17 protein-coding genes, 1 tRNA gene and 1 pseudogene are annotated in these 15,541 nt (G+C 67.6%); 6 read left to right on the top strand and 13 right to left on the bottom strand.

The window, feature by feature from the left end; translation table 11 throughout:
- Positions 1-513, top strand: a 513-nt coding sequence (locus ROTAS13_RS08565) for a methyltransferase (protein ID WP_075822093.1), incomplete at its 5' end; no start/stop codon positions are given.
- On the opposite strand, the gene ROTAS13_RS08560 is transcribed toward ROTAS13_RS08565, so the two are convergent.
- The 7 genes from ROTAS13_RS08560 to cyoA form a co-directional block, all read right to left on the bottom strand.
- Positions 431-964 carry a response regulator transcription factor gene (locus ROTAS13_RS08560; protein ID WP_019460453.1) on the bottom strand — a complete coding sequence of 178 codons (534 nt, stop codon included), beginning with the start codon at positions 962-964 and terminating at the stop codon, positions 431-433. The genes ROTAS13_RS08565 and ROTAS13_RS08560 overlap by 83 nt on opposite strands.
- Positions 954-2,363: an ATP-binding protein gene (locus ROTAS13_RS08555; protein WP_338929025.1), complete on the bottom strand. Its 1,410-nt coding sequence runs from the start codon at positions 2,361-2,363 to the stop codon at positions 954-956. Before ROTAS13_RS08555 ends, ROTAS13_RS08560 begins: the two co-directional genes overlap by 11 nt.
- Before the next feature lie 90 nt (positions 2,364-2,453).
- A complete protein-coding gene (locus ROTAS13_RS08550; RefSeq protein ID WP_075822088.1) occupies positions 2,454-3,248 on the bottom strand; it encodes an SURF1 family protein in 795 nt (264 codons plus the stop codon).
- A 9-nt stretch (positions 3,249-3,257) separates the two neighbouring features.
- A complete protein-coding gene (gene cyoD, locus ROTAS13_RS08545; RefSeq protein ID WP_019460456.1) occupies positions 3,258-3,671 on the bottom strand; it encodes a cytochrome o ubiquinol oxidase subunit IV in 414 nt (137 codons plus the stop codon).
- On the bottom strand, positions 3,668-4,300 hold the full coding sequence (cyoC, locus tag ROTAS13_RS08540; protein WP_019460457.1) for a cytochrome o ubiquinol oxidase subunit III: 633 nt from the start codon (positions 4,298-4,300) through the stop codon (positions 3,668-3,670). The genes cyoD and cyoC overlap by 4 nt, the downstream gene beginning before the upstream one ends.
- A 7-nt stretch (positions 4,301-4,307) precedes the next feature.
- Positions 4,308-6,311: a cytochrome o ubiquinol oxidase subunit I gene (gene cyoB, locus ROTAS13_RS08535; RefSeq protein ID WP_019460458.1), complete on the bottom strand. Its 2,004-nt coding sequence runs from the start codon at positions 6,309-6,311 to the stop codon at positions 4,308-4,310.
- A 151-nt stretch (positions 6,312-6,462) separates the two neighbouring features.
- The gene (gene cyoA, locus ROTAS13_RS08530; RefSeq protein WP_075822087.1) at positions 6,463-7,545 is read right to left on the bottom strand and encodes a ubiquinol oxidase subunit II; all 1,083 of its coding nucleotides are present in this window, start codon (positions 7,543-7,545) and stop codon (positions 6,463-6,465) included.
- Between the two features lie 232 nt (positions 7,546-7,777).
- Between cyoA and ROTAS13_RS08525 the strand changes: the two genes are divergently transcribed.
- Complete coding sequence (locus ROTAS13_RS08525) at positions 7,778-9,118, top strand: MFS transporter (protein WP_099781884.1); 1,341 nt, start codon at positions 7,778-7,780, stop codon at positions 9,116-9,118.
- Positions 9,119-9,319: 201 nt separating this feature from the next.
- Here ROTAS13_RS08525 and ROTAS13_RS08520 read toward each other — a convergent pair.
- A tRNA-Ala gene (locus tag ROTAS13_RS08520) sits at positions 9,320-9,395 on the bottom strand.
- 149 nt (positions 9,396-9,544) lie between these two features.
- Between ROTAS13_RS08520 and ROTAS13_RS08515 the strand changes: the two genes are divergently transcribed.
- The 4 genes from ROTAS13_RS08515 (at position 9,545) to ROTAS13_RS08500 (ending at position 11,468) form a co-directional block, all read left to right on the top strand.
- A complete protein-coding gene (locus ROTAS13_RS08515; protein ID WP_075822086.1) occupies positions 9,545-9,835 on the top strand; it encodes a YggT family protein in 291 nt (96 codons plus the stop codon).
- Between the two features lie 60 nt (positions 9,836-9,895).
- Positions 9,896-10,222 (top strand): DUF167 domain-containing protein, encoded by a 327-nt coding sequence (locus ROTAS13_RS08510; protein ID WP_075822085.1) that lies wholly within the window; start codon positions 9,896-9,898, stop codon positions 10,220-10,222.
- Positions 10,219-11,064: a bifunctional methylenetetrahydrofolate dehydrogenase/methenyltetrahydrofolate cyclohydrolase FolD gene (gene folD, locus ROTAS13_RS08505; RefSeq protein ID WP_075822091.1), complete on the top strand. Its 846-nt coding sequence runs from the start codon at positions 10,219-10,221 to the stop codon at positions 11,062-11,064. Before ROTAS13_RS08510 ends, folD begins: the two co-directional genes overlap by 4 nt.
- 146 nt (positions 11,065-11,210) lie before the next feature.
- Positions 11,211-11,468 carry a hypothetical protein gene (locus tag ROTAS13_RS08500; protein ID WP_075822084.1) on the top strand — a complete coding sequence of 86 codons (258 nt, stop codon included), beginning with the start codon at positions 11,211-11,213 and terminating at the stop codon, positions 11,466-11,468.
- A gap of 36 nt (positions 11,469-11,504) precedes the next feature.
- Here ROTAS13_RS08500 and ROTAS13_RS08495 read toward each other — a convergent pair whose 3' ends face one another.
- From ROTAS13_RS08495 to ROTAS13_RS27050, 5 genes and pseudogenes are all read right to left on the bottom strand, one after another.
- Entirely contained in the window at positions 11,505-12,740 is a 1,236-nt protein-coding gene (locus ROTAS13_RS08495) for an argininosuccinate synthase (protein WP_075822083.1), read from the bottom strand.
- Positions 12,741-12,826: 86 nt separating this feature from the next.
- Positions 12,827-13,396: an IS5/IS1182 family transposase gene (locus ROTAS13_RS08490; protein WP_075822090.1), complete on the bottom strand. Its 570-nt coding sequence runs from the start codon at positions 13,394-13,396 to the stop codon at positions 12,827-12,829.
- A 146-nt stretch (positions 13,397-13,542) separates the two neighbouring features.
- Complete coding sequence (locus tag ROTAS13_RS28040) at positions 13,543-14,151, bottom strand: phage integrase central domain-containing protein (protein WP_253187646.1); 609 nt, start codon at positions 14,149-14,151, stop codon at positions 13,543-13,545.
- Positions 14,152-14,179: 28 nt separating this feature from the next.
- Positions 14,180-14,383: pseudogene (locus ROTAS13_RS28570) on the bottom strand (Arm DNA-binding domain-containing protein); the annotation flags it as partial.
- A gap of 847 nt (positions 14,384-15,230) precedes the next feature.
- Positions 15,231-15,389: a DUF6726 family protein gene (locus tag ROTAS13_RS27050; protein WP_167668263.1), complete on the bottom strand. Its 159-nt coding sequence runs from the start codon at positions 15,387-15,389 to the stop codon at positions 15,231-15,233.
- Between the last annotated feature and the right edge of the window lie 152 nt (positions 15,390-15,541).

Genomic DNA, 15,541 nt, shown 5'->3' with positions numbered 1-15,541 from the left:
CGCCGGGTGCTGGACTTCGCCGCCGGAGGTGGGCTGGCCGCCATCGCCTGCCACCGGGCCGGGGCGACGTCGGTGGAGGCGGCGGAGCTCGACCCCCTGGCCTGCGCCGCCATCCGGCTGAACGCGCGGCACAACGGGGCGGATTCGGTGCGCGACGTCTGCGGCGACGTGGTGGGGGCACCCGGGCGCTGGGATGTCATCCTGGCGGGCGATGTCTGCTACGAGGCGCCGATGACCCGGCACATCCTGCCCTGGCTGCGCGGCCTCGCCGCGGGCGGGGCGGAGGTCTGGCTGGCCGATCCGGGCCGGGCCTACCTGCCACGCGAGGCCCTGGCGCCCGGGCCGCGCTACACCGTGCCGGTGACGCGGGAGCTGGAGGACCGCGACACGCGGGAGGTCACGGTCTGGCGCGTGCTGCCGCCGGAACAGGCTACTCGACCTGCCGCTTCTCCAGCTTCCGGGCCAGGGTGCGGCGGTGGAGGCCGAGGCGGCGGGCGGATTCGGAAACGTTGAAGCCGGTTTCCGCCAGGGTCTGGTGGATGCGTTCCCATTCCAGGGTCTTGATCGAGGTCGGGCGCTGGCTGAGCGGCGTGGTCACGTTGCCGGCGGCCTTGCCGAAGGCTTCCTCGATGTCGTCGGTGTTGGAGGGCTTGGCGAGGTAGTGGCAGGCGCCGAGCTTGATGGCCTCCACCGCCGTGGCGATGCTGGCGAAGCCGGTGAGGACCACGATCAGCATCGCCGGGTCGTGGTCGTGCAGGGTCTGGACACAGGCGAGGCCCGAGGCGCCGGAGAGCTTCAGGTCCACCACCGCGTAATGCGGCGTGCGGGCCTGGAGAAGCTCCTCCATCTCCTCCGGCCCGGCCGCGACCAGGACCTCGTAGCCACGGCGCTCGAAGGAGCGGCGCAGGGTGCGGGAGAAGCTGGCATCGTCCTCGACGATCAGCAGGAGCCGCTCATCGGGCATCGTCGTCTCCTTCCAGGGCCTCGCCGATGGCGATGGCGGCCAGGGGCAGGGTCAGGGTGACGGTGGCCCCCCGCCCCGGCCGGTTGCGGGCGGTGACGGTGCCGCCCAGCTTGCGCGCGACATTGACCACGAGGAAGAGGCCCAGCCCGCCGCCGGTGCGGCCCTTGGTGGAGCGGTAGGGGCTGCCGAACTCGGCCAGCATCCCCGGCGCGAAGCCCGGGCCGTCGTCGCTCACCTCCAGCAGCAGGTCGTCGCCGTCGCGCGAGGCGGCGAGGTGCACGGCGGGCGAGGGCGCCTCCTGGGCATTGACCAGGAGGTTGGCCAGGACCTGCTTCAGCGCCGGGTCGGCCACGATCGGGATGTCCTCCACCAATTCGTTGCGGAAGGTGAGGCCGAAGCTGGGATGGGCAAGCTCCCATTCGTGGAGGAAATCCTCCAGGAAGGCACCGATGGTGGTGAGCGCCGGGTCCTCCCCCCTCGCCTCCCCGGCGGAAAGGAGGATGCCGCCGATGATCGACTTGCAGCGGTCGATGGCGGCCTGCATCTCGTCGATCTCGCCCTGCAGGTCCTGCATCTCTCGCAGCGCGGGCATGCGCTGCCAGTCGCCCAGGATGACGGAGACGGTGGCCAGCGGCGTGCTGAGCTCATGCGCCGCGCCGGAGGCGAGCAGGCCCATGCGGATGATGTGCTCCTCCTCCACCGCCTGCTGCCGCATATGGGCGAGGTGCGCATCCCTGTCCCGCAGGTTGCCGCTGATGCGGGTGGTGAAGACCATCAGCAGCACGGCGACCAGGATGAAGCAGACCAGCAGCCCGTAGAGATGCAGGGTGAAGAGGTCCGCGCCCAGGCTCTCCGGCAGGAGCAGCGGCCGGTAGTCCAGCGTCAGGCCGAGGAAGCAGGCGATGGCGATGGCCACCACGGCCCAGGCGCCATGCTGTCCCAGCAGCACCGCCGCCAGGGTGACCTGGAGCAGGTAGAGCGAGACGAAGGGGTTGGTCATCCCGCCGCTGAGATAGAGCTGCACCGTCAGGGCGGCCACGTCGAAGGCCAGGACCAGGAAGAGCTCCAGCCCCCCGACGGGGGTGCGCAGGCGCAGGCGGAGCAGGCTGAGGAGGTTGAGCCCGATCAGCGCGGCCACCACCAAGGCCATCTGCCGCAGCGGCAGGTCGATGCCCAGCCCGTAGCGCACGGTGCCGATGGTCAGCACCTGCCCCACCACCGCGACCCAGCGGAGCTGGACGAGCTGGAGCATGTTCTTGCTGCCGGCCTCGTCCCGCGACAGCGGGGGCTGGGCCGGGGCGAGCGGACCGCGGGAGGCCTGCATCAGGCGTTCCGCCTCGGGCCGGGTCCTCCGGCCGCGCCGGGCGGGCGGGCGCTCCGCTGTGCTCGGGGATGGCATCCGCCTCTCCTACCCCCGGGCGGCCTGTCCCGGCGAGGGGGACTCGTCGGGGCGCGGGTCAGCCTTGCGGCATGAGGCGGGCGAAGGCGGTCAGGCCTGCCGTCGGGCCCGCCATTCCTCCCGGGCGACATAGGCGGTGGCGGCGGCCACCATCAGCGCCAGGGCATACCAAGTGATTGCATAGACCAGATGGTTGTTCGGGAAGCTGATCACCGTCAGCCCGCCGACCGGCAGCCCACCCGGGTTGGGAACGGCGTCAGCATCGATGAAATAGGGAGCGACCGGTCCGGGGAGCCCCCGGACGGCGGCGATGGCGGCCACGTCGCGGGAGTACCACCGCCCCTCGGCCGGGCGGTTGCTGCGCAGGAAGCTGCCCCCGGGCTCGGTGACGCGGAGCAGACCCGTGACGGTGACGGGACCGGCCACCTGCCCTTCCGCACGGCCGGCCGGATCGCGCCGGTCGCCGGGGACGAAGCCGCGGTTGACAAGAACGGTGAAGCCCGCCTCGTCGCGCAAAGGGGTGAGCACCCAGAAGCCCGCGCCCAGGTTGGTATTGGCCTGGACCAGCGTTTCGCGGTCGTGGAGGAAGCGGCCCATGACCCGGACGTGGCGGTATTCGTCCCGCGCGGCGGTGACGCCCGGCCAGGCATCCACCCCGGGCGGGGCGGCGGGCGGGGCATGGACGCGGCTCTCGACGCGCTGGATCAGGTCGAGCTTCCAGGCGCGGCGCTCGACCTGCCAGGTGCCCAGCGCCACCAGCCCGGCAAAGGCCAGCAGCGCCAGGAAGCCCAGAAGAAACAGGCGGGCCGGGGAATGCGGGCGCCAGCCCTCCCCGGCCCATTCCGGATCGTGGCCCTTGAGTTCAGGCCCCGTGGATGGAGGCAAGGCCAGGCCTCAGGGCATGTTGCTCATGTCGTGGGCGTTCATGGGCATCATGTTCGCGTTCAGGTGGTACATGACCCAGAGCGAGCCCGAGAGGGTGATGACGACCAGCACGATCGTGAAGATCAGCGCCAGCATGGTCCAGCCACCCTCGGAGCGGGAGTTCATGTGCAGGAAGTAGACCATGTGCACGACGACCTGGATCGCCCCCAGCCCCATGACCGTCATGGCGGTCACCCGCGGATCGGCGATGACATCGCCCATCACCAGCCAGAAGGGAATGGCGGTGAGGATGACCGACAGGATGAAGCCCGTCAGATACCCGCCATAGGTGCCGTGATAGCCGCCGTCGTGATGGTCGTCGTGGCCATGGCCGTCAGGGCCATGGTCGTGACCGGGCTGGTGCGCGGTTGCGTGCGAGCTCATTGCAGCACCCCGAGGAGATAGACGAAGGAGAAGACGCCGATCCAGATGACGTCCAGGAAGTGCCAGAACAGGCTGAGGCACATCAGGCGGCGCTGGTTCGCCTGGTGCAGCCCGAAGCGGGCGACCTGCACCATGAGGGTGATCAGCCAGATGATGCCCACCGTCACGTGCAGGCCGTGCGTGCCGACCAGCGTGAAGAAGGAGGACAGGAAGGCGCTGCGCTGCGGCCCCGCCCCTTCCGAGATCAGGTGGTGGAACTCGTAGAGCTCCAGCCCGAGGAAGGTGGCGCCGAACAGGCCGGTGACGAACAGCCAGAACAGCACCGCGCCCTTCCGCTGCTTCATCATCGCCAGCATGGCGAAGCCATAGGTGATGGACGAGAACAGCAGCATCGCGGTGTTCAGCGCCACCAGTGGCAGGTCGAACAGCTCCTGCGGCGTGGGGCCGGCGGCGAAGCTGCGGCCCAGCACGCCATAGGTGGCGAAGAGCACCGCGAAGATGAGGCAGTCGCTCATCAGGTAGATCCAGAAGCCCAGCATGGTGCTGTTCTCCGGATGCGCGTGATCGTCGTCCAGAACGTAGAAGGGGACGTTCGCGTCCACGGCGGGATTGTAGGAATGCGTGCTCATGCGCCGCTCACTCCCCCGCCGCCATGGCGGCCGCGCGGGCCTGTTCCGTCCGCGCCACCACATCCGCGGGGATGTAGAAGTCGCGCTTGTAGTTGAAGGTATGGGCGATCGCGGTGACAAGGATCGCCACGAAGCTCAGCGCCGCCAGCCACCACATGTACCAGACCATCGCGAAGCCGAAGACCAGCGACAGGCCGGCCAGGATGATGCCCGCGCCGGTGCCCTTGGGCATGTGGATCGGGCGGTAGCCCCCCTGCGGGTACTGGTGGCCGCGCTGCTTCATGTCCCACCACGCATCGTGGTTGTGGATCACCGGGGTGAAGGCGAAGTTGTACTCCGGCGGGGGCGAGGAGGTCGCCCATTCCAGGGTACGGCCGTTCCAGGGATCGCCGGTCACGTCGCGCAGCTGGTCGCGCTTCATGAAGCTCACCACCAGCTGGATGATGAAGCTCAGGATGCCGAGCGCGATCAGGAAGGCGCCGAAGGCGGCGATGATGAACCAGATCTGCAGCGAGGGGTCGTCGAAGTGGTTGATGCGGCGGGTCACGCCCATCAGCCCCAGGACGTAGAGCGGCATGAAGGCGAAGTAGAAGCCGATCAGCCAGAACCAGAAGGACATCTTGCCCCAGAAGGGATCGAGCTTGAAGCCGAAGGCCTTGGGGAACCAGTAGGTGATGCCCGCGAGCATGCCGAAGACCACGCCGCCGATGATGACGTTGTGGAAGTGGGCGATCAGGAACAGGGTGTTGTGGAACTGGAAGTCGGCCGGCGGGATGGCGAGCATCACGCCGGACATGCCGCCGATGGTGAAGGTCACCATGAAGCCGACGGTCCACATCATCGGCACCTCGAACCGGATGCGGCCGCGGTACATGGTGAAGAGCCAGTTGAACAGCTTGGCACCCGTCGGGATCGAGATGATCATCGTCGTGATGCCGAAGAAGGAGTTCACGCTGGCGCCGGAGCCCATGGTGAAGAAGTGGTGCAGCCAGACCAGGTAGGACAGGATGGTGATCACCACCGTGGCGTAGACCATGGAGGTGTAGCCGAAGAGGCGCTTCGAGCAGAAGGTGGAGACCACCTCCGAGAACACGCCGAAGGCCGGCAGGATCAGGATGTAGACCTCCGGATGGCCCCAGATCCAGATCAGGTTGACGTACATCATGGGGTTGCCGCCGAGATCGGCGGTGAAGAAGTTCGTCCCCACGTAGCGGTCGAGCGAGAGCAGGACCAGCACGGCGGTCAGCACCGGGAAGGCCGCGACGATCAGCACGTTGGTGCAGAGCGCAGTCCAGGTGAAGACGGGCAGCTTCATCATGGTCATGCCCGGCGCGCGCATCTTCACGATGGTCGCGATCAGGTTGACGCCTGATAGCAAGGTGCCGATGCCCGCGATCTGCAAGGCCCATATGTAGTAGTCGACCCCGACCCCGGGATTGGCCTCGTAGCCGGAGAGCGGCGGATAGGCGAGCCAGCCGGTCTGGGCGAATTCGCCGATGAACAGCGACATCATGACCAGCACGGCGCCGGCCGTGGTCATCCAGAAGCTGAAGTTGTTCAGGAAGGGGAAGGCCACGTCGCGGGCGCCGATCTGCAGCGGCACCACGAAGTTCATCAGGCCCGTCACCAGCGGCATGGCCATGAAGAAGATCATGATCACGCCATGGGCGGTGAAGACCTGGTCGTAGTGGTGCGGCGGCAGGTAGCCCTCGGACCCGTTGAAGGCGATGGCCTGCTGGGTCCGCATCATGACGGCGTCGGCGAAGCCGCGCAGCAGCATGATGATGGCCAGGATCACGTACATGATCCCGATCTTCTTGTGGTCCACCGAGGTGAACCACTCCTTCCAGAGATAGCCCCAGAGCCGGAAATAGGTGAGCGCGCCGAGCACCGCGAGGCCGCCGATGGCCACGCCGATGAAGGTCACGATCAGGATCGGCTCGTGGTACGGGATCGATTCGAGCGAGAGCCGCCCGAACACGAGTGTCGCGAGGTCCGTGTTGGAGGACATTGGGTCTACTCTATCACTTCGTGATCGAGGGCCGGACCCTGGAAGGGCCGGCCGGTTTCACGGGCCACCGGGGCTCCCCTGCGGGAGGAGGAGCGGCTACCCGGCGGGATGGGTCGGCCGCCGGCGGAGGGCCGGCGGCGGGCGGAGGAGGTCAATTCGCGATCTCGGCCTGCGCGCGGCCATAGGGGTCGGCGGGGGTGCAGAGAGCCATCACGTAGCGCTGGCGGGGCGCGTTGCGGTCTTCGGCCCGGGCCTCCGCCACTTCGCCGCCCGTGCGGGACGCCGCCGGACGGCTGCCCACGTTGAAGGTGCCTGCCGGGCCGAGCCCGCCATTGGCGTCGATGCGCATCATCTGGCTCTGGCACATCCGGCTGGTATCGACGCAGCGGTCCAGGATGGCGGCGAAGAGCTCGGGATCGACGGTGCGGAAGCGGCGCACCGGCTCCTTCTGGCTGGGGCGCTCCAGCTGCAGGTAGGCGGCGCGGGTCAGGTCCTCGTTCGAGGTCTTGGCCTCCACCACCCAGCGGCCGAATTCCTCCTGGCTCATGCCCTTGAACTGGAAGTGCATGTCGGAGAAGCCGGCGCCGCTGTAGTTCGCCGAGAAGCCCTGGTAGCTGCCGGGCGCGTTGATCACCGCGTGCAGCTTCGTCTCCATGCCGGGCATGGAGTAGATCTGTCCCGCCAGGGCCGGGATGGAGAAGGAGTTCATCAGGGCCGAGGAGGTGATCCGGAAGTTGATCGGCACGTCCACCGGGGCGGCCACCTCGTTGACCGTGGCGATCCCCTGCTCCGGGTAGATGAACAGCCACTTCCAGTCGAGGGACACGACCTGGATCTCCAGGGGCTTCATGTTCTCCGTCACCGGCCGCTCGGCATCGATGCGTGAAAGCGGGCGATAGGGGTCGAGCAGGTGGGTGCCGACCCAGGTCACGGCGCCCAGGGCGATGATGATCGTCAGGGGCGCCGCCCAGATGACCACTTCCAGGGGCGTGGAATGATACCATTCCGGATCGTACTTCGCCTTGCTGTTCGAGGCGCGGTAGCGCCATGCGAAGATCAGGGTCAGCACGATCACCGGAACGATGATCAACAGCATCAGGACGGTGGAGATCACGATCAGGTCACGCTGCTGGACAGCGATGTCACCCGATGGATTCAGGACCACCATTTTGCAGCCGGACAGCAGCGCGGCCAGCGCCACCAGAGGCAGGGTACGCAGGATCTTGGAGGGCATGCCACTCGATCGTGAAACTATGGTGCGATGCACAGCTTCTACGGAAGGACGGGCGCCGGAGGGATTGGACATTTTGTCCAATGGACGGCACCTCGCCTTGTATGCTGTGCTCTGCGATGATGCCTATAGTCTTTGGATCGAATCGGCAATCTTTCTGTGGCGAGGGCTATTCTGGCCGCCGGAAGGATGCCGGAGCTTCCAGGCGGGCGGGTCGGAACGGGGAGGGTAGAATTTGATAGCGGTCACCGAAAGGCGTGGCATCCCGAACTCAACGGAACTGGAGCGGGACGCTCGGCGCGCTCACAAGGACGATCACGCGGTCTCCCCGGCACAGATCGCGCTCGGTGTCGTCATCGGGCGCATGTCGGAATTCTTCGACTTCTTCACCTATGCCCTCGCGTCGGTGCTGGTCTTTCCGCGATTCTTCTTTCCGAACACCGATCCCACCTCGGCGATGCTGGCCTCCTTCGCCATCTTCTCCCTGGCCTTTATTGCCCGGCCGATCGGCTCCTTCATCTTCATGGCCGTGGATCGTGCCTATGGCCGCGGCGTAAAGCTGACCATCGCCCTCTTCCTGCTGGGTGGCGCCACCGCCGCGATCAGCTTCCTGCCCAGCTATGCCGACAAGGGCGTCGCGGCCGTGGTGTTGCTGGGGGTGTTTCGTTTCTGCCAGGGCTTGGCGCTGGGTGGTGCCTGGGATGGGCTGGCCTCGCTCCTGTCGCTGAACGCACCGCAGAACAGGCGCGGCTGGTATGCGATGATGCCTCAGCTGGGTGCACCCTTGGGTTTCATCCTGGCCGGCGCGCTTGTTGCCTTCTTGGTCGCTACCCTGCCGGAGGCCGATTTTCAGGAATGGGGCTGGCGTTATCCCTTCTTCGTGGCCTTTGCCATCAATGTGGTCGCCCTCTTCGCCCGCCTTCGACTCGTGGCTACGCGGGAATTCTCCTCGTTGCTGGAACGAGAGGAACTGGAGCCCGTTCGGGTCACCGAGATGCTGCGGGCGAACGGTCGCAACGTGCTGATCGGTGCCTTCGTGCCGCTGGACTGCTTTGCGCTGTTCCATCTGGTGACGGTTTTCCCGCTGGCCTGGATCGTGCTGCACACGGACCGCGATGCGGGGAACTTCATCCTGATACAGATGCTGGGGGCGCTCATCTGCGTGCTCACCGTGATCATCTCCGGCCTTCTGGCCGATCGGATCGGGCGAAGGAAGCTGCTTGTGATCGGCTCGCTGCTGATCGGCGCCTTCAGCTTCGCCGCGCCGTTCCTGCTGGGCGGCGGCCGAAGCGGCGAGGAGACCTTCGTGTTGCTGGGCTTCGGCCTGCTGGGCCTGGCCTTCGGGCAGGCCAGCGGTGCCGTGGCCTCGAACTTCGAGCGCCGCTACCGCTACACGGGCTCGGCCATCACCTCGGACATCGCTTGGCTGATCGGCGCCGGATTCGCGCCCTTGGTGGTACTGGCCCTGTCCAATTGGTTTGGCTTGGCGGCTGTGGGCGCTTACCTGTTGTCCGGCGCGGTCTGCACCGTGGTTGCCCTGGCGACCAACCGCCAGTTCGAGACGCGCGACCGATAGGCCAGGACAGGCCCGCTCAACCTGGAGACTGGCCTCCAGGCATCTGCTGACTTGGGAACCCCTGGGAGCTTTGTTCTCCCGGGGGTTCTTTTCGGCCCGGGGCCGCGCTTCGGAAAAAAGCAGCCGGGACGAAGAACCGCAGGCAGCCACGACAGCCAGTGAACAGAACCGCGAAAGCTAAGGAGAGACGCGAAGCGGGAATGGTGGAGCTGAGGGGAATCGAACCCCTGACCTCCTCATTGCGAACGAGGCGCTCTCCCATCTGAGCTACAGCCCCATGCCCGCTAAGGCGAGGCGGCTTATCCATCACGTCACGGCCGCCGTCAAGCACCTCTCGCGCTTGCTCCGCGTGCGCGGGCCCCATACACCCTGCCTCGGCACCTCGGCGCGCGGCCGATACGCACATCAACACCGGGAAGGCGACCTATGGCGGCATTGTTCTGGCTCGTGGATCAGATCATCGGGATTTACATCTGGGTCCTGATCGCCGCAGCCGTCTTCAGCATGCTGACCGCCTTCGGCGTCCTCGACACGCGGAACCGGCTGGTCTGGACGATCGGCGATTTCCTCTACCGGATCACCGAGCCTCCCCTGGCGCCGATCCGGCGCTTCCTGCCGAGCCTGGGGGGGATCGATATCTCTCCGGTCATTCTGATCCTGGTCCTGCAGGCGCTGCGGATCTTCATCGCCACCACGCTCTGGCGCCTGGCCTTCTAGCCTCATGGGCGTACCTGCGCATGAGGCGGCGCCGGTGCCCGGGAGTCGGGAGCAGGTGGCGTGAGCGGCGGCCGTACCCTCTCCCCCCTTGCCTGGCGGGTGGTGCCGGAGGGTTTGGAGCTGCGGGTGCGGGCGCAGCCCAAGGCACGGAGACCTGGCATCACCGGGGTGGTGGAAGGAGCGGACGGGCCACGTCTGCGGGTCGCCGTCTCCCCGGCACCGGAGGACGGCCGCGCGACCCGGGCGGTGGTGGAGGCGCTGGCCGAGGCGCTGCGGGTGCCACCCTCGGCCATCACCTTGCTGGCGGGCGCGGCCTCGCGCGAGAAGACCTTCCGAATCCAGGGCGAGGCGGAGGGCCTCGCCGCAGTATTGGAGCAATGGGCATGAGTGCCACGATCCTCGACGGCAAGGCGCTGGCGGCACGCCGGCGCGCGGCGCTGGCGGAGCGGGTGGCCGGGCTTGGCTTCCGCCCCGGCCTGCGCGTGGTGCGGGTGGGCGAGGATCCGGCCAGCGGCGTCTATGTGCGCAACAAGGACCGGGCGGCGAAGGAGGCAGGCTTCGACAGCGCCACGCTGCAACTGCCGGAGGGCACGACCGAGGCGGAGCTGCTGGCGCTGGTGCGGCGGCTCAACGACGACCCGGCGGTGGACGGAATCCTGGTGCAGCTTCCCCTGCCCGCTCATATCCGCACGGATGCCGTGCTGGATGCGGTCGACCCGGGCAAGGACGTGGACGGGTTCCATCCGGTGAACCAGGGGGCGTTGGCGCTGGGGCGGCCGGGGCTGGTGCCCTGCACGCCGCGGGGCGTGATGCTGCTGCTGGAGGAGGCGAAGGTTTCCCTGAGCGGGGCGCGGGCGGTGGTGGTCGGGCGCAGCACCATCGTGGGCAAGCCGGTGGCGGCGCTGCTGCTGGCGGCCAATGCCACGGTGACGGTGGCGCATTCGCGGACCCGCGACCTGGCGAGCGAGTGCCGGCGGGCGGAGATCATCGTCGCGGCGGTGGGCCGGGCGGGGCTGGTGCGCGGCGACTGGGTGGACAACGAGGCCACGGTGATCGATGTCGGCATCAACCGTGGGGCGGATGGCAGGCTGGTGGGCGATGTCGCCTTCGGCGAGGTGGTGGACCATGCCGGGGCGATCACGCCGGTGCCGGGCGGCGTCGGGCCGATGACCATTGCCTGTCTGCTGGAGAACACGGTGCAGGCGGCGCTGGGCCGGCGGGGCGCCTGACCGGCGGCTGCCGAGGACGGGACTGAGCCCTCGGCCTTGCGCCGGAGTGGCGTGCGGGCGGGGGCATTCATGCTTTGTTAAGCGTGGGGACGTAGGAGCAGGGCACCGCCAGGAGGGCAGACCGAGATCCTTCGAGGGGGTCAGCCTTGCCCGATTCCGCCTGTCGTTCGCCGCACCAGTTCCCGTTGCAGGAGCGCCGACCGGCGTGGCGGTCGCCGCGCCGGGCGTGGCGGCTGCTGATGGTGGCGATCGTCTTCGCCTGGCTGCCGGACAGGAGCTGGAAGCTGGCGGCCTTGGCGGGGCTGGTGGCGACGCCGGCGGTGAGATGGGGGGTCGTGCTGCTGGCCCAGAGATGGGTGCGGCGGCTGGGGCCTTCGGACCCGGATGGGTGGCAGGGGTGGTGAAGGGGGCGGCCCGGGATGGGTGCCCCCTGCCCCATGTCAGAGGGCGCCGCCCTTGCGGCCGGCCATGGCGCCGAGGCGCAGGCGCAGCGCGTTCAGCTTGATGAAGCCCTGGGCGTCGAACTGGTCGTAGGCGCCCTGGTCCTCCTCGAAGGTCACGTGCTTCATCGAGTAGAGGCTGTTGGGCGAGCTGCGGCCGGTGACGATGGTGTTGCCCTTGTAGAGCTTGAGGCGGACCTCGCCGCTGACGCTGTGCTGGGACTGGTCCACCAGCGCCTGGAGCATGCGGCGTTCCGGCGAGAACCAGAAGCCGTTGTAGACCAGCTCGGCATAGCGGGGCATCAGGCTGTCCTTGAGGTGGGCGGCCTCGCGGTCCAGGGTGATGCTCTCCATCGCGCGGTGCGCCACGTAGAGGATGGTGCCGCCCGGGGTCTCGTAGCAGCCGCGGGACTTCATGCCGACGAAGCGGTTTTCCACGAGGTCGAGGCGGCCGATGCCGTTCTCCTTGCCGAGCGCGTTCAGCTTCGTGAGCATCGCGGCCGGGGAGAGGGCTTCGCCGTTGATGGCGACGGGGTTGCCCTGGTCGAAGGTGATGGTGATTTCCGTCACCTTGTCCGGGGCGTCCATGGGGCTGATGGTGCGCTGCCAGACGACCTCGGGGGGCTCGTCCCAGGGCTCCTCCAGGACCTTACCCTCGCTCGACGAGTGCAGGAGGTTGGCGTCCACGCTGAAGGGGGCCTCGCCGCGCTTGTCCTTGGCGATAGGGATCTGGTGCTGCTCGGCGAACTCGATGAGCTTCGTGCGGCTGGTGAGGTCCCATTCGCGCCAGGGGGCGATGACCTTCACGTCGGGCTTGAGGGCGTAGTAGGCGATCTCGAACCGGACCTGGTCGTTGCCCTTGCCGGTGGCGCCGTGGGAGACGGCGTCGGCACCCATCTGCTCCGCGATCTCGATCTGGCGCTTGGCGATCAGGGGGCGGGCGATGGAGGTGCCGAGGAGGTACATGCCCTCGTAGAGCGCGTTCATGCGGAACATCGGGAAGACGAAGTCGCGGACGAACTCCTCCCGGAGATCGTCCATGAAGATGTTCTCTTCCTTGATGCCCAGGAGCTTTGCCTTGTCGCGGGCCGGGCCGAGTTCCTCACCCTGTCCCAGATCGGCGGTGAAGGTGATGACCTCCGCCCCATAGGTCGTCTGGAGCCATTTCAGGATGACCGAGGTGTCGAGGCCGCCCGAATAGGCCAGCACAACCTTCTTCACGTCCTTCACACGCATTTCGCCGCCGGTCCTTGCTGAATGGGAATGCGAGGGCCGGTTTAGGCCCGTGCGGTGCGGCGGGGCAAGGCCGCGCAGGGCGCGGTTCATGGCCAGGAGAGGCGCACGGAGCGGGGGATGCGGCGGCGGCCGCCGGCGGTGCGGGCGACGGCCATCAGGGAACGGAGGTTTTCGCGCGTCAGCGGCAGGGTGCGGAGCAGGCGGGCGACGGTTTCGGACAAAAGGGGATCGGGGAGCAGCCAGGGGGGCGCGGGGAGCGCCGCGCGGAGGCCGAGGCGGCGGATCAGGATGAGGAGGGGCATGCCGCCGAGGCGCGCGGCGAGGCGGGCGGGACGGCAGATGGCGTGTTGCAGCAGGCGGAGGGGGTGGGAGGGGGGTGCATCCGCCAGAGCGCGGAGGAGGCGGTGCCAGAGGCCGGCATGGGTGAGGCGGCGGAAGAAGCGGGCGACGGTGTCGGGGCGGCCATAGTGCGACGGGAGGGAAGCCCAAGGGGCGCCGGGGGTGGCGGCATGGTGGAAGATGGCCTCCATCCGCGTGCGGAGGGAGGTGGTGCGGCGGCCCTGTGGGGCGAGAGTGGGGAGGTGGGGTTGGAGAGCGGTCCAGGCGGGGTCGGGGAGGAGATAGAAGAGTTGAGGAGCAATCGAGAATGGATGCATATGGGTCATATAAAGGAATATATTCTTATTGTCAATAAAAATTGCCGACCGCCGGTTTGCTGATCTTGCCTCTCGTACTGCCCTTGAAGAACATGCGTCGCAAATGCGTGAAGAGCCATTGGCATTACGGGAATTGACGAGCCATACTACGGAGTATGAGCCGGAATGGTCCAGATCCGGTTGGCGAAGTCCATCTCCGACCAAACGGCATTCCGGACCTCAGCCGAGCGGACCGCGGTCAGCACACCGAAGCGCAGGGCCAGGGCCGCCACTCCCTCCATCTCCGCCAAGGTCGAAAGGAAGGACGGCACCTGCTGCCAGGGCAGGGAGGGCTGCTTCTGCTCAGGCGGCTGCTTCGGGAGGGCCTTGGTCAGTCGCAGCACCCGGCCGGTGGCGGGATTATCGGTCGATCGCCAGCCCAGGGCAGCGGCATAGTCCAGCACCGCGGCAATCCGACGCTGCAGCTTGCGGGCCGTGGCGGGCTGGGAGGTCCAGGCAGGGGTGAGGGCCTCCTGGACGTGCTCCCGGGTCACATCCGATACGGGGACGGCCGCGAGCACCGGATAGGCATGCCGATCCAGGGTAAGGCGCCAGCTCGCCAAGGTCTTGCCGCTGGTCCAGCCGGCGGACTGCGCCGCCACTAGGGCGCTCTGCCACCGCCTTGAAGGATCGACCGTCTCGTTCCTCCTCGGCGGCACGCCGTGCCGCGGCGGCTCGCTCCTCGGCATTCCGGGCGGCGATCGGGTCCTGCCCATGCTCCGCCTGCTGGGCAGCTTCGCGTGCCTTCTGCCGAGCCTTGGCCAATCCGACCTCGGGATATGCCCCCAGGCCCATGTCCCGGCGCCGGCCGCCCATCATGAAGCGGAAGAGCCAGGCTCGTCCCCCGCCAGGCCGGACCTCCAGCAACAGGCCATCGCCGTCGGAGAGGCGGTAGACTTTCTCCCGGGGCTTGGCGGATGCCACTCCGCGCTCGGTCAGCTTGGGCATTCGATGTCTCCAGCAGGGGCGGGAGCAAGCGGGAGCACAACTCCGCCACCCCCACAATCACCCCCACAATGAGACATCAACACGGGCGAACGCTGGCGGACAAGCGAGAACAGATCACGGGGCAAAGGACTGTTTTGAAAGGAATGTTCCGGACAGCCCCGAACACCCCAGAACACCGGTCACACTCCCCTAGGGGACGCCATTCTGGCAGGTTTCCTGCCGGTTTGAGCCTCACCAAATCGAACCAATCCAAATTCACCCACGCGGCTCATGCGGAACCGCTCCGCATGGCGGTTTTCGGCATTCCAGATCCACACCCTGGGCGGAATCTGCGCGCCTGCTGTCGTCGGCGGCAGGATGCTTCGCGTCCGTCCCTCGGCCGGCGGAGCGCGTCCGACGCCACCCCGTGTACCGCCCCACGCCCGGGAATACGGCCCAGACCGTACGGCATCATCCAAATGGATGACGCCGGGCGAGGTCTCTTGCGCCAAGACAGTGCTGAATTTTTCCCACAGTTACAGCGTGAGTGTATGGCATCGGACGACAAAGGGCCTGGCGAAGCCCGCCTCGTGACCTTCCAAGGCCTCAGGGGCGGACCAACCTGGGAGTATCGGGGCGCCCTGATCGAGACGGCAGGGCACCGGTTCCCGGATCAGAACTTCCTTCGCATGCCGGGCCACCCACAGGACGGGGCTCGCTTCCCGACCCCCGGCGCTGCCCAGGCCGCCGTGAACGAGTGGCTCGACCGGAAACAGGACTAACGGCCGACAGGCGGGGACGGAATGCCGGCGGCGGAGCCTGCTGACCCATTCCGTTCGACAACCGCCCCGCTTGGCGGCGCGCATCTTCAGTCGATCGCGTCCCCGACCGCATGGATCGGCTTGCCGACAGGGCCGCCGACGATGGGTACCACCTGCACCACATCGCCCGCGGCACGGAAGGGCAGGGCCACCAACCCGCAGCCGCTCAGCATGAGAAGGGCCGCGAGGCACAGGATCAGCCGCATGGTTGTTCTCCCTGTCTGTCCTGTTCCGACATTCCCCAAGTGGCCCGCCGCTTGACTTCAAGATCGCCTGATTTTGCTCGCTGGGCAAGCGTTTTTCGCCCCGAGCGGTGTCTGTCGTCGCGCAAACGGCCGAAGTCGGGTGGATCAAGCCT

It is taken from the genome of Roseomonas sp. TAS13, assembly GCF_001950415.1.
Lineage (GTDB): Bacteria > Pseudomonadota > Alphaproteobacteria > Acetobacterales > Acetobacteraceae > Roseomonas > Roseomonas mucosa.
This window is presented reverse-complemented; position numbering and strand designations above follow the sequence as displayed.